The sequence below is a fragment of the Streptococcus sp. 1453 genome, from assembly GCF_013276955.1.
Classification (GTDB): domain Bacteria; phylum Bacillota; class Bacilli; order Lactobacillales; family Streptococcaceae; genus Streptococcus.
Genome location: NZ_VMLZ01000004.1, coordinates 44,067 through 58,735, shown reverse-complemented (window position 1 = coordinate 58,735; position 14,669 = coordinate 44,067). Strand labels below are relative to the sequence as shown.

Annotated in this window: 14 protein-coding genes and 1 pseudogene; 3 read left to right on the top strand and 12 right to left on the bottom strand. The window is 38.0% G+C overall.

What is annotated here, in order from left to right:
• The 11 genes from HW098_RS03335 to HW098_RS03285 all read right to left on the bottom strand — a co-directional run bounded on the left by HW098_RS03335 (position 1) and on the right by HW098_RS03285 (position 11,554).
• A complete protein-coding gene (locus tag HW098_RS03335; protein WP_240149452.1) occupies positions 1-1,116 on the bottom strand; it encodes an acyl-CoA dehydrogenase family protein in 1,116 nt (371 codons plus the stop codon).
• 12 nt (positions 1,117-1,128) lie between these two features.
• Positions 1,129-2,037: a LysR family transcriptional regulator gene (locus HW098_RS03330; RefSeq protein ID WP_176139288.1), complete on the bottom strand. Its 909-nt coding sequence runs from the start codon at positions 2,035-2,037 to the stop codon at positions 1,129-1,131.
• A gap of 297 nt (positions 2,038-2,334) precedes the next feature.
• Entirely contained in the window at positions 2,335-2,988 is a 654-nt protein-coding gene (locus HW098_RS03325) for a 3-oxoacid CoA-transferase subunit B (protein WP_050242829.1), read from the bottom strand.
• Position 2,989: 1 nt separating this feature from the next.
• The gene (locus HW098_RS03320) at positions 2,990-3,712 is read right to left on the bottom strand and encodes a 3-oxoacid CoA-transferase subunit A (protein ID WP_050242830.1); all 723 of its coding nucleotides are present in this window, start codon (positions 3,710-3,712) and stop codon (positions 2,990-2,992) included.
• Positions 3,713-3,728: 16 nt separating this feature from the next.
• On the bottom strand, positions 3,729-4,508 hold the full coding sequence (locus HW098_RS03315) for an enoyl-CoA hydratase-related protein (protein WP_050242831.1): 780 nt from the start codon (positions 4,506-4,508) through the stop codon (positions 3,729-3,731).
• A gap of 604 nt (positions 4,509-5,112) precedes the next feature.
• Entirely contained in the window at positions 5,113-6,291 is a 1,179-nt protein-coding gene (locus tag HW098_RS03310) for an acetyl-CoA C-acetyltransferase (protein WP_173212935.1), read from the bottom strand.
• Between the two features lie 17 nt (positions 6,292-6,308).
• Positions 6,309-7,154 carry a 3-hydroxybutyryl-CoA dehydrogenase gene (locus HW098_RS03305; RefSeq protein WP_050242833.1) on the bottom strand — a complete coding sequence of 282 codons (846 nt, stop codon included), beginning with the start codon at positions 7,152-7,154 and terminating at the stop codon, positions 6,309-6,311.
• Positions 7,155-7,235: 81 nt separating this feature from the next.
• Positions 7,236-8,444, bottom strand: coding sequence for an acyl-CoA dehydrogenase family protein (locus HW098_RS03300; RefSeq protein ID WP_050242834.1), 1,209 nt, complete (start codon positions 8,442-8,444; stop codon positions 7,236-7,238).
• 524 nt (positions 8,445-8,968) lie between these two features.
• Entirely contained in the window at positions 8,969-9,517 is a 549-nt protein-coding gene (gene raiA, locus HW098_RS03295; protein ID WP_050073478.1) for a ribosome-associated translation inhibitor RaiA, read from the bottom strand.
• A 79-nt stretch (positions 9,518-9,596) separates the two neighbouring features.
• A complete protein-coding gene (locus tag HW098_RS03290; protein ID WP_176139287.1) occupies positions 9,597-10,259 on the bottom strand; it encodes a ComF family protein in 663 nt (220 codons plus the stop codon).
• The gene (locus tag HW098_RS03285) at positions 10,256-11,554 is read right to left on the bottom strand and encodes a DEAD/DEAH box helicase (RefSeq protein WP_176139286.1); all 1,299 of its coding nucleotides are present in this window, start codon (positions 11,552-11,554) and stop codon (positions 10,256-10,258) included. Before HW098_RS03285 ends, HW098_RS03290 begins: the two co-directional genes overlap by 4 nt.
• Positions 11,555-11,609: 55 nt before the next feature.
• On the opposite strand from HW098_RS03285, the gene HW098_RS03280 reads away from it, so the two are divergent.
• From HW098_RS03280 to cysK, 3 genes and pseudogenes are all read left to right on the top strand, one after another.
• The gene (locus HW098_RS03280) at positions 11,610-12,245 is read left to right on the top strand and encodes a YigZ family protein (RefSeq protein ID WP_176139285.1); all 636 of its coding nucleotides are present in this window, start codon (positions 11,610-11,612) and stop codon (positions 12,243-12,245) included.
• 93 nt (positions 12,246-12,338) lie between these two features.
• Positions 12,339-12,434, top strand: a pseudogene (locus HW098_RS10470) (PH domain-containing protein); the annotation flags it as partial.
• 96 nt (positions 12,435-12,530) lie between these two features.
• On the top strand, positions 12,531-13,457 hold the full coding sequence (gene cysK / locus HW098_RS03275) for a cysteine synthase A (protein WP_000029883.1): 927 nt from the start codon (positions 12,531-12,533) through the stop codon (positions 13,455-13,457).
• Positions 13,458-13,577: 120 nt separating this feature from the next.
• On the opposite strand, the gene tsf is transcribed toward cysK, so the two are convergent.
• Positions 13,578-14,618 carry a translation elongation factor Ts gene (gene tsf / locus HW098_RS03270; protein WP_176139284.1) on the bottom strand — a complete coding sequence of 347 codons (1,041 nt, stop codon included), beginning with the start codon at positions 14,616-14,618 and terminating at the stop codon, positions 13,578-13,580.
• Between the last annotated feature and the right edge of the window lie 51 nt (positions 14,619-14,669).

Genomic DNA, 14,669 nt, shown 5'->3' with positions numbered 1-14,669 from the left:
TTACTCCTTTAGCCACTGACAGGCAATTCGCTTGCGAATCGAATCTCCTGATTTACCATACATTTCAAGCGTTTTAGCATCTTTTAAATACCGGTCAATGGGAATATCTTCCACAGTATGCAGGGGGCTCATCAACCGAATAATATCCTCAGAAATCTCCAAGGCAACTTTTGTTGTATAAAGTTTAATCTGACATACAAACAAAAGTGCATCTCCCATGTTATCTTGATACGAATTAAAATACGCTTTTGCTGAACACAATTTTGTATACAAGTCTGCAAACTGATACTGATAAACAGTTGCATCTAGTAAACGCTTGCCAAACCCACGTTTAACTTTCACAAAAGACAATCCTTTTTCAAATGCACCTTCAGCAACTCCGAGGGAGACTGCACTAAGACCAAGCTGTAATTTTTGAAGAATATCATTCAATTGTTCAGCACCTGATAAGCTCAAACCCAATAATCTGTCTTGCGTCAGAAGCACATTGTCAAAGGCAACAGAACTGATGGGTAACCCCTTTAGACCTGGTTTGCTAATGTCATCACCAATAACAACACCTGGGTCTCTTGTATCGACTATGAAAAAACCAAAAGAATCTTTTCCCCCATCTGCTTCTATCTTCGCAAGTATCAATAAAATATCAGCAAATCGACAATTAGACACAATTGATTTTTCACCTGATAAACGCCAACCAGTAGCTGTTTTCGCAGCAGTAGTTTCAATTACTGACAAACTTTCCATGGATTTTCCTTCAGAGAATCCCAAGCCTACTAATCTCTCACCTTTTACTAATGATTCAAGATAGTGAGACTGCTGGTCTATGGTTCCAAAACGCATAAAAGGGTAGATTCCATAGTAAGCTTGAGTCAATAAAATTGTAGAAAATGCTGGAAAATACTTTGCAATCAGACGAATAAGAGTTAGAAAAGGTACAGTCGACCCATCAAGCTGACTATCTACACAAGAGGAAAAAATATTATATTTATCAATAAATTTAGAGAGTAACTCTTTCGGAAATTGATTTTCATCCTCCCTGTTCCTCAAATAGGGTAAAAGTAAATTCCGTAACTCTGCATCCAGTTCATGCTCCAAGGCATTATTATCAATCATCATCTTCACCTCAATTTAATTATCAGCAACAGGTTGGTAATAATCCCTCAATAGCTCTTCGTAAACATATGATTCAACCTCACTATAGGAAGGTTTATATGGTCTACAAAACCAAATATTAAATGGAATCGAATCTTTAAAAGTCACTGCTTTAAAGCGACTACTATCTACTAGATGGCTAATCGGTTTAGGTAAAATCGCGATTAAGTCCGTTTGGTAAGTTGACTCAACCAAAAAGTCCCATGTAGAGGAAAGATAAGCAAATTTAGGAGAAATTCCCTGTGAAGCGAATTTTTCAGTAACCAAATCATAAGTAGTAAAGGACTTATTAAAGGTTGCTATCTCATAGTCAGATATATCTGACCATTCCAGCAATCCTTTATCTGAAAGTGGATGATTTTTATCCATATAAGCAACATACTCATCCAGTTGGATAACATGCTGATCAAACTTCTTTGTATCCAACAAGGTAGGCTCAATCAAAAATGCTAGGCTCAAATCTCCTTCCGTCATTTTTTGACGAATTTCTTTTCCCCCTCCTTCTGTTACTTGTATATGGATATGAGGGTTATTTTTTAAAAATTGTGGAAGCAAACTAGCAAAATACACACGTAAAATCAAGGATGGAATTCCAAGGTTTATTGTCCCTTTTTGTTTTTGCGCTTCACTATGAATCATGGAAAGCATTTCTTCATGACGATTCACAATCTCAGTAGCAAACCGATAAATCTTTCTTCCAGCTCCAGTGAGACTTTCTAATCTCCCATTTTTTCTATGAAATAACTGAACCCCTTCAGTCGCTTCAAAATTTGTTACAAACTGACTTAAGGCAGACTGACTGATGTGGATTTTTTTCGCAGCAATGGAAAGATTACATCCACATTCTATAATATTGATAAAATAATTCATTTGAATAATATCCACTGGCCAATCACCTCTCTTTCCTTCGCTACTATAGATACTATCTTTTTCACCAAACTTATACGCAAACAGGAAACTCTAAACTAACACAAGCTCAGTTCTATCTCCGTTATTTATACAAGCTACCCAATAATTAAATCTTATAGCAAATCATATAATTCAGAAATCTTTCAACCTCTTTTCATTAGGTATAGTCTGTTAGATAACTATTGCACTCTCATTTATAAATCGCTTACAAAAGTTATCAATATATATCATACCACACTATGAAAAAAATAGCTTCCTACCGATTGCTCATTATCAAATAGGCATGATTTTCAAATCATCTGAAACAATAACATCTCCGTCTGTCTTTTCAAGGACTTCCTCTAAAGTCACACCAGGAGCTAATTCCTTCAATAAGAATTTACCATCTTGGATTCCAAAAACAGCTAAATCAGTAATAATCAAATCCAATACTCCTTTAGCTGATAAAGGAAGGGTACACTCTTTCAACAATTTTGATTGACCATCCCCTGTCGTATGTTGAATCGCACCAATAACACGTTTTGCTCCAACCAGTAAGTCCATAGCACCACCCATACCTGGGGCAAACTTACCTGGAATAATCCAGTTTGCGATACTACCGTCTTGGCTCACTTCAAGTGCACCTAATACTGTAGCATCCACATGACCTCCACGAATAATCGCAAAAGATGTTTGCAAATCAAACAAGGCGGCTCCTGGCAACAAGGTGATTGGGGCACCTCCCGAATTTGCCAAGTTTGCATTGTATCCATCTTTGGTAGGGGTTTCCCCAAAACGAAGAGCTCCATTTTCTGCTTGAAGAATGACATTAACTCCCTCAGGGATATAATCGGCAGATGCATTTGGAATACCAAAGCCCAGATTCACAACATCCCCATCTTTAAACTCAAGCGCCACACGTCTTGCAATAATTTCTTTTGCCTTCATTTTAGTTTACCCCCGCAAGTTTCTTAGTCTCTGTCCACAAATCACCCATCATTTTATGATGCTCTTCTGGAGACAATCCCTGAACAACATAATCGACAAGGATACCTGGGATGTAAATATCATTAGGATCAATTTCTCCCACTTCTAACAACTCATTAGTTTCTACAATGACTGTATTAGCTGCCAAAGCTAGCTGAAGTGAAATATTTTTTGTCGTACCGTCCAAGTATAAGTTCCCATACTTGTCTGCCTTCGTAGCCTTAATCAAAGCTACATCAATCTTCAATGGATCATAAATTAAATATTCTTTTCCATTGCGAGTAACCTTCTCCTGATCTTTTTCCAAAATAGTACCTACACCTGTTGGTGTCAATACTGCTCCTAGACCAGCTCCAGCTGCATGTAATCGTTCAACAACAGTTCCCATTGGAGTAAATTCAACTTCCATATTTCCACTGAAATACTCGTGTTGAGCTGCTGCAGACGTTCCTACGTGAGCTGCAATGTATTTTTTAACTTGGTGATTTTCACAAAGACGCCCCACACCGACTTCCTTACCAGGTTGAGATGTTACGACTGATACCAATGTCAAATCTTGCTGGTTTTGAGAAACCAATTCTTCAATCAATTCAAGTGGTTCCCCTACTCCAAGAAAACCTGAAATTCCTACTTTATCTCCTGAGTGAATCAAGGAAATTGCATCCGATAATGTTACAACTTGCATCTTCTATCTCCTCTTTCTATTTACGCTGAAACTCAGCTTTGCGTTTCTCAACAAAAGCGCGCATTCCTTCTACCTTATCTTCTGTTGAGAAGAGGAGAGCTTCAGCTTCTGTTTCTAATCGAATCGCATTTTTCAGTGGGAGTTCTGATCCAACTTGAATAATATGCTTGGCTTTTTCAACTGCCAAAGGAGCGTTTTTCATAATAGAGACTGCCAATTCCTCAGCTGCTGTCAACAATTCCTCGGCTGCCACCAATTTATTCAAGATGCCTAATTCATAGGCTTCTTGACCTTTAACCATTCTAGCAGTAAAAATTAGTTCTTTTGTCTTGCTGGTACCAATTAAGCGAGACATTCTTTGTGTTCCAGCAAATCCTGGAATAATACCTAGGCCTACCTCTGGAAATCCTACAGTGGTCTTTTCGTAACCAATACGAATATCTGTTGATAGAGCTAATTCCAAACCACCTCCTAAAGCATAACCGTTTAGAACTGCAATAGTTGGTTGCGTTAGTTCAGATAGACGGGTAAACGTATCATTAGCATAGGTCATATAATCATGTGCTTGGATAGGAGACATTTGATCCATCTCTTTGATATCCGCTCCTGCAACAAATGCTTTTTCACCTTGTCCAGTTACAATCACAACACGAATATCATCACTTGCTTCAATTTCGTCTAAAACATGATTTAAGTCAGTCAAAACTTCTGAACTTAAAGCATTCAAAGCTGCTGGACGATTTATTGTAAGGTAACCAATCCCATTCTTCTGCTCTAATAAAACTGTTTTACTCATTATTCTGCTCCTACTTAATTTTTTTTGAGTACAGAGTACAGTGTCAACAAATACCGATACCAAATGTAAGAGCTTACATTTTTATGATAACTCATTTAAATCAATCCGTCTACTTAATCTTAGTTTATAATCCTATAAGTACAGCTTATAGTTTAATTTTGCTTCAAATAATCCCCATCAAATGAACGATAGCAATCACATAAATACATATATGAGCATTAAAAAATAGTTCATTTCAACAATATCAACTACCTTAAGTCTAGAAAAATATATAGCGAAGTGAATATGGACTAGTGCAATATCGTTTCTAAACTAATTGATTTGAATTCAAAAATTAAATTGTTAAATTCTTGTTTCACTTTAATATAGAAGTTACTTTTTAAACGCCTTTTCCTAACAGCTCTACTACAATTCTTATCCAGCAGACTTAGATCTTAATTTAATCTATGTTCCATGACTGCTACTAACTTACACTATCAAAAATACCTTATCACGCAGCATCATGAAGAGCATGCATGATAAGGTATAAGAATTATCAGTTTCCAAATAAAACTCTATTTAATAATGGTATATTAAAATAAAGACACACGATATAAATAGTTCATTAGCGTTCAACGATAAGAGCTGTGCCCATACCGCCTCCAATACATAGAGTCGCTAATCCAGTTTTGACATCGCGCTTCATCATCTCATGTACAAGAGTCACTAGGATACGACAACCTGAAGCCCCGATTGGATGACCAAGAGCAATAGCACCACCGTTAACATTGACAATATCTGTATTGAAACCAAGCGTTTTACCAACCGCACAAGCCTGGGCGGCAAAGGCTTCATTTGACTCAATCAAGTCAAGATCATCAACTGTCAAATTGCCTTTTTCAAGAGCCTTGCGTGTCGCATAAATCGGTCCACATCCCATAATCTTAGGATCCAAACCTGCGCTTGCATAAGAACGAATGCGAGCAATCACTGGAAGTCCTAATTCTTCAGCTTTGTCAGCACTCATGACCAAGACAGCTGCTGCTCCATCATTGATACCAGAAGCATTCCCCGCCGTAACAGAACCGTCTTTTTTGAAAACAGGACGTAACTTAGACAAGCTTTCCAAGCTGGCATCTTTTCTAGGAAATTCGTCTGTATCAAAGACAACCGGATCTCCTTTACGTTGCGGAATGACCACTGGAACAATTTCTTCTTTAAAGCGTCCAGATTCTATAGCTGCCACTGCTCTTTTTTGTGATTCTAAAGCAAGAGCATCTTGATCATCTCTGCTAATACCATATTCTTCAGCCACATTCTCAGCTGTAATCCCCATATGATATTCGTTGAAGGCATCAGACAACCCATCTTTAATCATGGTATCAACAACGTTAGAGTCTCCCATGCGTCCTCCCCAGCGGAAGTTTGGCAATACGTATGGAGCTTGACTCATATTTTCTGCCCCACCAGCTACGATAATATCAGCATCCCCACACTGAATAGCTTGAGCAGCCAATTGTACTGCCTTCAAACCTGAACCACAAACCTTATTGATAGTAAAAGCTGGTGTAAATTCAGGGAGTCCTGCATGAATACTCATTTGGCGAGCCACGTTTTGACCTAAACCTGCGCCTAGGACATTCCCCATGATCACTTCATCTACCTGCTCTGATTTAATATTCGCTTTTTCCAAAACACTCTTAATTACCAAAGAGCCCAATTCGACAGCTGAAATATTCTTCAAGCTTCCTCCAAAGGAACCCAAAGGAGTACGTACCGCCGATACAATAACTACATCTTTCATGACTACCTCCATTTTTTCTAGTAAGTAAAGAACCCTTCTTTTGACTTACGTCCCAATTTTCCAGCCTCTACCATTTTCTTCAAAAGAGGAGCAGGACGGTATTTTTGATCACCAAATCCTTGGTTCAAAACACCCATAATTGCAAGGCAAACATCCAATCCAATCAAATCGGCCAAAGCTAAGGGACCAATAGGATGATTCGCACCTAGTTTCATTGCCTCATCTATTTCTTCAGCACTAGCAACTCCTTCTCCTAAGATATAAATAGCTTCATTGATCATAGGAATCAATACACGGTTTACTACAAATCCATAAGAATCTTTAACATCAACAGGAGTTTTTCCAATTTTCTTTGTAAGTTCACGGATTTCTGCCACTACTTCATCCGAAGTCTGCAAAGCTTTAATCACTTCAACTAATTTCATCACTGGAGCAGGATTAAAAAAGTGCATTCCAATCACACGTTCTTGGTTCTTAGTTGCGGCTGCAATATCTGTGATAGATAGAGAGGAAGTATTTGATGCTAGAATTGTTTTAGAATCTGTGATTTCGTCCAATTGTTTAAATATACTGAGTTTAATATCACGATTTTCAGTCGCAGCCTCGATAACCAATTGTACATTTTTCGCATCTTCATATGAAGTAGAAGGAATTAAATTGGCAACCACTTTGTCTTTCTCATCTGCAGATAGACGTCCTTTTTCAACCGAACGTTCCAGCTGTTTTGTTATGTTATTCAATCCTCGTTGAACAAATTCTTCTTTGATATCATTCAAATAAACCGTAAATCCAGCTTGAGCAAATACTTGAGCAATACCACTTCCCATCTGACCAGAGCCAATTATCATTACATTTGAGATCATTTTTTCTCCTTTTTATTCTAAGTAAATCACATTATGAAGCAAGGACGATTGAAAACAAACCCTTCAATCGTCCTAGTTCTATTAAACAAATGCACCCAATCCAGTAATTTCACGACCTACAATCAAAGCATTGACTTCGTGCGAACCTTCATAAGTATAGATTGATTCCGCATCTGCAAAGAATCGTGCCACATCTGTTTCCAAAGTAATACCATTACCACCACATGTTTCACGCGCAAGAGCTACTGTTTCACGCATTACTAAGGAGTTATGCATTTTCGCTAGAGCAGAATTGAGCATCAACTCATTACCCTCTTCCTGCATTTCAGCAATACGAGTTGAGTAAGCAAGAGCTGCTACAGCATTAGCTTGCATTCTAGCTAATTTTTCTTGAACAATTTGGAATTTGGCAATCGGACGCTTAAACTGTTGACGATCTTTTGCATATTTAAGAGCTGCCACATATGAACCACATGTTACTCCCATAGCAATATGCGCTACATCGGCACGAGTAAATGTTAGAATACGTGCTACATCTCCAAATCCATTGATGTTAACCAAACGATCTGAGTCTGGAACTTCTACATTCTTCATTGTAATATGACCATTGCGGATACAACGCAGTGCAATCTTATGTGGAATAGGCTCTGCATGGTAGCCAGGAGCACCTTTACGGACAATAAAACATTTCACCTTACCGTCTGCCACATCACGAGCAAATACAGGAACAACATCTGCTGTATCTGAACCACCAACCCAACGCTTTTCTCCGTTCAAAATCCACTTATCTCCAACACGCTCAGCAGTTGTTGATAGACCACCAGCAATATCAGATCCAGAAAGCGGTTCTGTTAAGGCAAAACATCCTTGCCAGTCAAATGAAGCTAACTTAGGAAGAAATTCTTTCTGTTGTCTTTCATCCCCACCCAATAAAATAGTGTTATAGCAAAGTCCTCCATGAACTGTATAGAACGTTGCGATTGAAGCATCGAAGCGAGCTAGTTCCAAATATAAAAATGTGATGTACAATTCAGATGGTTTATAGCTTCCTTCACGACCTTCAAACAATTTTGGATTGTTCATGATTTGAGCACCCTTAGCGACAGCATAAAATTCTTCAAATGGGAAATCAGGTTTTTCCCAGTATTCGTTGATAACTGGACGTAGATGTTTTTCAATCAAACGACGAGTTTCTTGTAGTACTTCAGCTTCCCCTAATGTTAAACCATCAGCGTAATGAAAAAGATCCTCAGGATATAGTTCACGTAAAATTTCTTGTTTTGTTGCCATAGTAATGACTCCTTCTTTTATTTTAAGAACGCTTACATTTTATTGCTCGCTATTTGTTGACAAGTCCATTCTATCGCTTCAACCAGTATTTTGTCTACTTAATAAAAATGAATAGAGCTATAAGTTGAATTTATAGATAGTTCTTCCACTTACTTTTTGAAAATTTATCCATAGAGACAAGCCATCTCTCTTATATAATCAATAACTGTTTTCTTCCAAACTTCCATTCTACAATCTACATACCCTCTAATGTCTTAGTAATTATTTAGATATCTATTACTCCTCATAGCTACTTGTATTACAAAAGACAAAATAGATAAAAAATACTTAAACTAGACATAATCGCTTTATATAGTGAAATAAAATCTAAACAAATTGACTAGGAAATTCAATCCAATTACTAGCAATATTTTAGCACCTAAGACGTTCAACTCTAATTTCAATTAGCTACACAAACTCCCTCTTTCTTGAAATATAAAAAGTGATTTACCCGAAAGTAAACCACTTTTTATATTTCATTTTTCTTAAGATTCTTTAACTTCTAACAAACCAATTTCGCCATCCTCACGACGATAAATCACATTGGTTGTTTGATCTTCAACATCCACATAGATAAAGAAATCATGCCCCAATAAATCCATTTGTAGAATAGCTTCTTCCAAATCCATTGGTTTTAAATCAATTTGTTTTGAGCGAACAACTTTAGACTGGACAACATTTGAATCTTCCACCAAAGCATCTGTAAATAATTGACTAGTTGCTACCTTATTTTTATTTTTACGCTCGATTTTTGTTTTGTTTTTACGAATCTGACGTTCAATTTTATCAGTTACAAGGTCAATTGAACCATACATATCTTGAGACACATCTTCTGCACGGAGAGTAATAGATCCAAGCGGAATCGTTACTTCCACTTTAGCTGTTTTTTCACGATAAACTTTTAAGTTAATTCGGGCATCCAACTCTTGTTCTGGCTGGAAGTACTTTTCGATCTTTTCGAGTTTAGAAACTACATAATCACGAATTGCTTCTGTTACTTCTAGGTTTTCACCACGGATACTATATTTAATCATATGAGTACCTTCTTTCTAAACATTTTTGTTTTTATGATTTTATTATAACGCTTTCATTCTATTTTTGCAAATTTTTTCCTCATCTTACAAGGGAAAATGTTTTTACATCCTCAGCACCAGCTTCTTCCAGCAGTTTCTTCACACGATTTATAGTTGTTCCTGTAGTATAAATATCATCTATAAGTAGGATTTTCTTAGGAATGCGGACTCCACTTTTAATAAAGAAAGGAAGTTCTGTCGCCAAGCGCTCTGAGCGACTTTTAGAAGAACTGGCTCGTTCTTCTCTTTTCTCTAACAAATCCAGGTACTTAAATCCTGCTGCATTGACCAAGCCCTCAACCTGATTAAATCCTCTATCAGCATATCTCTCCTTACTTAATGGAATGACTACAAATTGGTACTCTTTGTACTTTTTCAACTCCTCACTTAAAAATGAAGAAAAAACTTTTCTTAAAAGGAAGTCTCCATCAAATTTATATCGACTAAAAAAATCCTTCATAGCTTGATTGTAAGTAAAAATCGCTCTATGACTGACCTCAACTCCTTCTTTACACCAAAATTGACAATCTTGACACTTTGTTGACGAACCTGTTTTCATACAGTTTGGACAATGCTTCTCTCCAATCCTCTCAAAAGTAGAGTTACAGTCCGAACAAAGACAGGAGGCATCATTCTTCAGAAGTAAGAGACTACTGAAAGTTAAAACAGCCTTCATAGTCTGCCCACATAACAAACACTTCATAGACCCGCCTCCTTATTCATCTGTTGAATTTCCTTAATTGCCTTTTTGATTGAAGTATTTAACCCGTCATGGAAGAAAAGCAAATCCCCTGTCGGTCTATCCATGCTTCGTCCAACTCGTCCACCAATCTGAATCAAACTAGACTTGGTAAACAGACGATGGTTGGCTTCTACTACAAAAACATCCACACAAGGAAAGGTAACTCCACGCTCCAAGATTGTTGTACTGATAAGTATTGTCAGTTCTCCATCTCGAAAAGCTTGAACCTGCTCTAATCGATTTTCTGTTACAGAAGATACAAAGCCAATTTTCTCATTTGGAAATTGCTCCTGTAAGATTTCTTTTAACTGCTCCCCTTTCTTAATTTCTGAAGCAAAAATGAGTAACGGATAAGCTGTCTTTCTCTGCTTCTCAATATAGGACTTTAACTTTGGTGACAACCGATTTTTCTCTAAACAGTGATTAAAATCCGATAACCAGACAGGTTTAGGAATAATCAACGGATTTCCATGGAACCGTCTCGGTAAACTCAGTCTTTTTAGTTCTCCTAAACGGACCTTTCTATCTAACTCATCGGTCGAAGTCGCTGTTAAAAAGATTCTCAGTCCATTCTCCTTTACACTATTCTTGACAGCATGGTAAAGCGTGGGATTGTCAACATAAGGAAAAGCATCTACTTCATCCACTATCAGCAAATCAAAAGCTTGATAAAATTTCAATAACTGATGGGTCGTCGCAACAACTAATGGTGTTCGAAAATAAGGTTCCGATTCTCCATGTAGGAGGGCTACCTCGCAAGAAAAATCCTTTTGCAGGCGCTTATAAAGCTCCAAACAAACATCTATGCGAGGACTGGCCAAACACACTGCACCTCCCGCATTGATCACCTTAGCCACAACTTGATAAATCATTTCTGTCTTTCCAGCCCCTGTCACCGCATGAACTAAAGTTGGCTCCTGCTTGTCTACTGCTTGAAGCAGTCCCTCTGACACCTTCTCTTGAAAAGGAGTTAATTGACCACGCCATTTAAGAACATCTTGCTTCGGAAAATCCTCCTGTGGAAAATAGTATAAAGCTTGATCACTCCTGACTCGCTTCATCAGTAAACACTCCCTACAATAGTAAGCACCGATGGGCAAATACCATTCATCTAAAATAGCACTATTACAACGTTGACAGAAAAGTTTCCCTTTCTCCTTTCTCATTGCTGGAAGTTTCTCCGCCAACTGACGTTCTTCTTCTGTTAATTCATTCTCCGTAAACAAACGACCGAGATAATTTGGATTTACTTTCATACTTCTTTATTCGTAAAAACTAGCACTTTAGATGATTTTTTAGTACAATTAAATCATGGAATTTAGAACAATTAAAGAGGACGGTCAAGTCCAAGAAGAAATCAAAAAATCCCGCTTTATCTGTCATGCCAAGCGTGTTTATAGCGAAGAAGAGGCTCGTGACTTCATTACTGCCATCAAGAAAGAGCACTACAAAGCTACGCATAACTGCTCTGCCTTCATTATTGGGGAACGTAGTGAAATTAAACGTACAAGTGATGATGGCGAGCCTAGTGGTACTGCTGGCGTTCCCATGCTTGGGGTACTAGAAAATCACAATCTCACTAATGTCTGTGTGGTCGTGACACGCTACTTTGGTGGTATTAAACTAGGCGCTGGAGGACTAATTCGTGCTTACGCCGGCAGTGTCGCCTTAGCTGTCAAAGAAATTGGTATTATTGAAATAAAAGAACAGGCTGGCATTGCTATTCAAATGTCTTATGCTCAATACCAAGAGTATAGTAACTTTCTTAAAGAACATGATCTCATGGAGCTGGACACAAACTTTACAGATCAAGTCGATACGATGATTTATGTTGATAAAGAAGAAAAAGAAACTATTAAAGCTGCACTTGTAGAGTTTTTTAATGGAAAAATCACTTTAACTGACCAAGGTTTACGAGAAGTTGAAGTTCCTGTAAACTTATTGTAAACAATGGATAATACAGCGTTTCGTTGACATTCTCACAACTACTTTAGCGAGCAAAATAAAAAGATGCTTGCCAAGACCTACTAGAAAATGAAGCAATTCAAAAAGAAAACGGATAGCGTTCTCCTTTACACCTATTTACTAGAATTAGCCTATCACAATCGCTTAAAAATTAATGGCTTAGACCTGTGATATAAAAAAATCCTATCGCTCCGATAGGATTTCTATATTTTACAAATGTTATAGTTAGCGTTATACTAGAAATATCTTATACAAAGAGGTATTCATATGTCTATTTATAACAACATTACTGAACTAATCGGTCAAACTCCGATTGTTAAACTCAACAACATTGTGCCAGAAGGTGCTGCAGATGTCTATGTAAAACTTGAAGCATTTAACCCTGGTTCTTCTGTAAAAGACCGTATTGCTCTTAGCATGATTGAAAAAGCTGAACAAGACGGTATTCTAAAACCTGGTTCTACTATTGTTGAAGCAACAAGTGGAAACACTGGTATTGGACTTTCATGGGTAGGTGCTGCTAAAGGGTATAAAGTCGTCATCGTTATGCCTGAAACTATGAGTGTAGAACGACGTAAGATCATCCAAGCCTATGGTGCTGAACTCGTCCTTACGCCTGGTAGCGAAGGAATGAAGGGTGCTATTGCTAAGGCTCAAGAAATCGCTGCTGAACGTGATGGTTTCCTTCCTCTTCAATTTGACAACCCAGCAAATCCAGAGGTACACGAAAGAACAACAGGAGCTGAAATACTAGCTGCTTTCGGTAAAGATGGACTAGATGCCTTTGTTGCTGGAGTGGGTACCGGTGGAACGATTTCTGGTGTTTCTCATGCACTCAAATCAGCAAATTCAAACATTCAAGTTTATGCAGTGGAAGCTGATGAATCTGCTATTCTGTCTGGTGAAAAACCTGGTCCTCACAAAATTCAAGGTATCTCAGCTGGATTTATTCCTGATACACTAGATACAAAAGCTTATGATGGTATCGTTCGTGTAACATCAGACGATGCTCTAGCACTCGGCCGTGAAATTGGTGGTAAAGAAGGTTTCCTTGTAGGGATTTCTTCAGCTGCAGCTATCTATGGAGCAATTGAAGTTGCTAAGAAATTAGGTACAGGTAAGAAAGTCCTTGCTCTTGCACCAGATAACGGTGAACGTTATCTCTCTACAGCACTCTATGAATTTGAAGTGTAGTCTCCTAAATACATTTGGCCCTTATTATAGGGCTTTTTATTTTTACCTTGAAAATAGGAAGTTCTCCCTATAGAGATCTACTGTATAGAAAAAGGAAGCCAAATTGCTTCCTTTTTATGATTAGTTATTCAAGGCTGCTGCCATTGTAGCTGCAACTTCAGCTTCGAAGTCGTTTGCAGCTTTCTCAATACCTTCACCAACTTCAAAGCGAGCAAACTCAACTACTGAAGCGTTAACTGATTCAAGGTATGCTTCAACTGTCTTGCTGTCATCCATGATGTAAACTTGTGCAAGAAGTGTGTAAGCTTGGTCAACTTTAGTGTTGTCAAGCATGAAGCGATCCATTTTACCTGGGATAATTTTGTCCCAGATTTTTTCTGGTTTGCCTTCTGCAGCCAACTCAGATTTGATGTCAGCTTCAGCTTGAGCAATCACTTCATCAGTCAATTGAGATTTTGATCCATACTTCAAGTGTGGAAGAGCTGGTTTGTTAACCATTGCACGGCTTTCGTTATCTTGGTCGATAACGTGGTTCAATTGTGCCAACTCATCTTTAACAAATTGCTCATCCAATTCTTTGTAAGAAAGAACTGTTGGTTTCATCGCTGCGATATGCATTGACAATTGTTTAGCCAGTGCTTCGTCTCCACCTTCAACAACTGAAATAACACCGATACGTCCACCGTTATGTTGGTAGGCTCCAAAGTGTTGTGCGTCTGTTTTTTCAATCAAAGCAAAGCGACGGAATGAGATTTTTTCTCCGATAGTTGCTGTTGCAGATACGTATGCAGCTTCAAGAGTTTCACCTGAAGGCATTGTCAAAGCAAGAGCTTCTTCATTGTTAGCAGGTTTTCCTTCAGCAATAACTTTAGCTGTGGTATTTACCAATTCAACAAATTGAGCATTTTTCGCAACGAAGTCAGTTTCAGCGTTTACTTCAATAACTGCTGCAACATTACCGTTAACATAAACACCAGTCAAACCTTCTGCAGCAACACGGTCAGCCTTCTTAGCTGCCTTAGCCATACCTTTTTCACGAAGCAATTCAATCGCTTTTTCGATGTCACCGTCTGTTTCTACAAGCGCTTTTTTAGCGTCCATAACACCGGCACCAGATTTTTCACGCAACTCTTTTACAAGTTTAGCTGTAATTTCTGCCATTTTTATTCTCCTATATTTTTTAAAAATAGGAGAGCCGGGCTAAGCCCCGCC

What these genes read in the sequence shown, in the direction of transcription:
- HW098_RS03335 (WP_240149452.1), bottom strand. Translation starts at nt 1,116, where the DNA reads ATGATGATTGATAATAATGCCTTGGAGCATGAACTGGATGCAGAGTTA.
- HW098_RS03325 (WP_050242829.1), bottom strand. Translation starts at nt 2,988, where the DNA reads ATGAAGGCAAAAGAAATTATTGCAAGACGTGTGGCGCTTGAGTTTAAA.
- HW098_RS03320 (WP_050242830.1), bottom strand. Translation starts at nt 3,712, where the DNA reads ATGCAAGTTGTAACATTATCGGATGCAATTTCCTTGATTCACTCAGGA.
- HW098_RS03315 (WP_050242831.1), bottom strand. Translation starts at nt 4,508, where the DNA reads ATGAGTAAAACAGTTTTATTAGAGCAGAAGAATGGGATTGGTTACCTT.
- HW098_RS03310 (WP_173212935.1), bottom strand. Translation starts at nt 6,291, where the DNA reads ATGAAAGATGTAGTTATTGTATCGGCGGTACGTACTCCTTTGGGTTCC.
- HW098_RS03305 (WP_050242833.1), bottom strand. Translation starts at nt 7,154, where the DNA reads ATGATCTCAAATGTAATGATAATTGGCTCTGGTCAGATGGGAAGTGGT.
- HW098_RS03300 (WP_050242834.1), bottom strand. Translation starts at nt 8,444, where the DNA reads ATGGCAACAAAACAAGAAATTTTACGTGAACTATATCCTGAGGATCTT.
- raiA (WP_050073478.1), bottom strand. Translation starts at nt 9,517, where the DNA reads ATGATTAAATATAGTATCCGTGGTGAAAACCTAGAAGTAACAGAAGCA.
- HW098_RS03290 (WP_176139287.1), bottom strand. Translation starts at nt 10,259, where the DNA reads ATGAAGTGTTTGTTATGTGGGCAGACTATGAAGGCTGTTTTAACTTTC.
- HW098_RS03285 (WP_176139286.1), bottom strand. Translation starts at nt 11,554, where the DNA reads ATGAAAGTAAATCCAAATTATCTCGGTCGTTTGTTTACGGAGAATGAA.
- HW098_RS03280 (WP_176139285.1), top strand. Translation starts at nt 11,610, where the DNA reads ATGGAATTTAGAACAATTAAAGAGGACGGTCAAGTCCAAGAAGAAATC.
- cysK (WP_000029883.1), top strand. Translation starts at nt 12,531, where the DNA reads ATGTCTATTTATAACAACATTACTGAACTAATCGGTCAAACTCCGATT.
- tsf (WP_176139284.1), bottom strand. Translation starts at nt 14,618, where the DNA reads ATGGCAGAAATTACAGCTAAACTTGTAAAAGAGTTGCGTGAAAAATCT.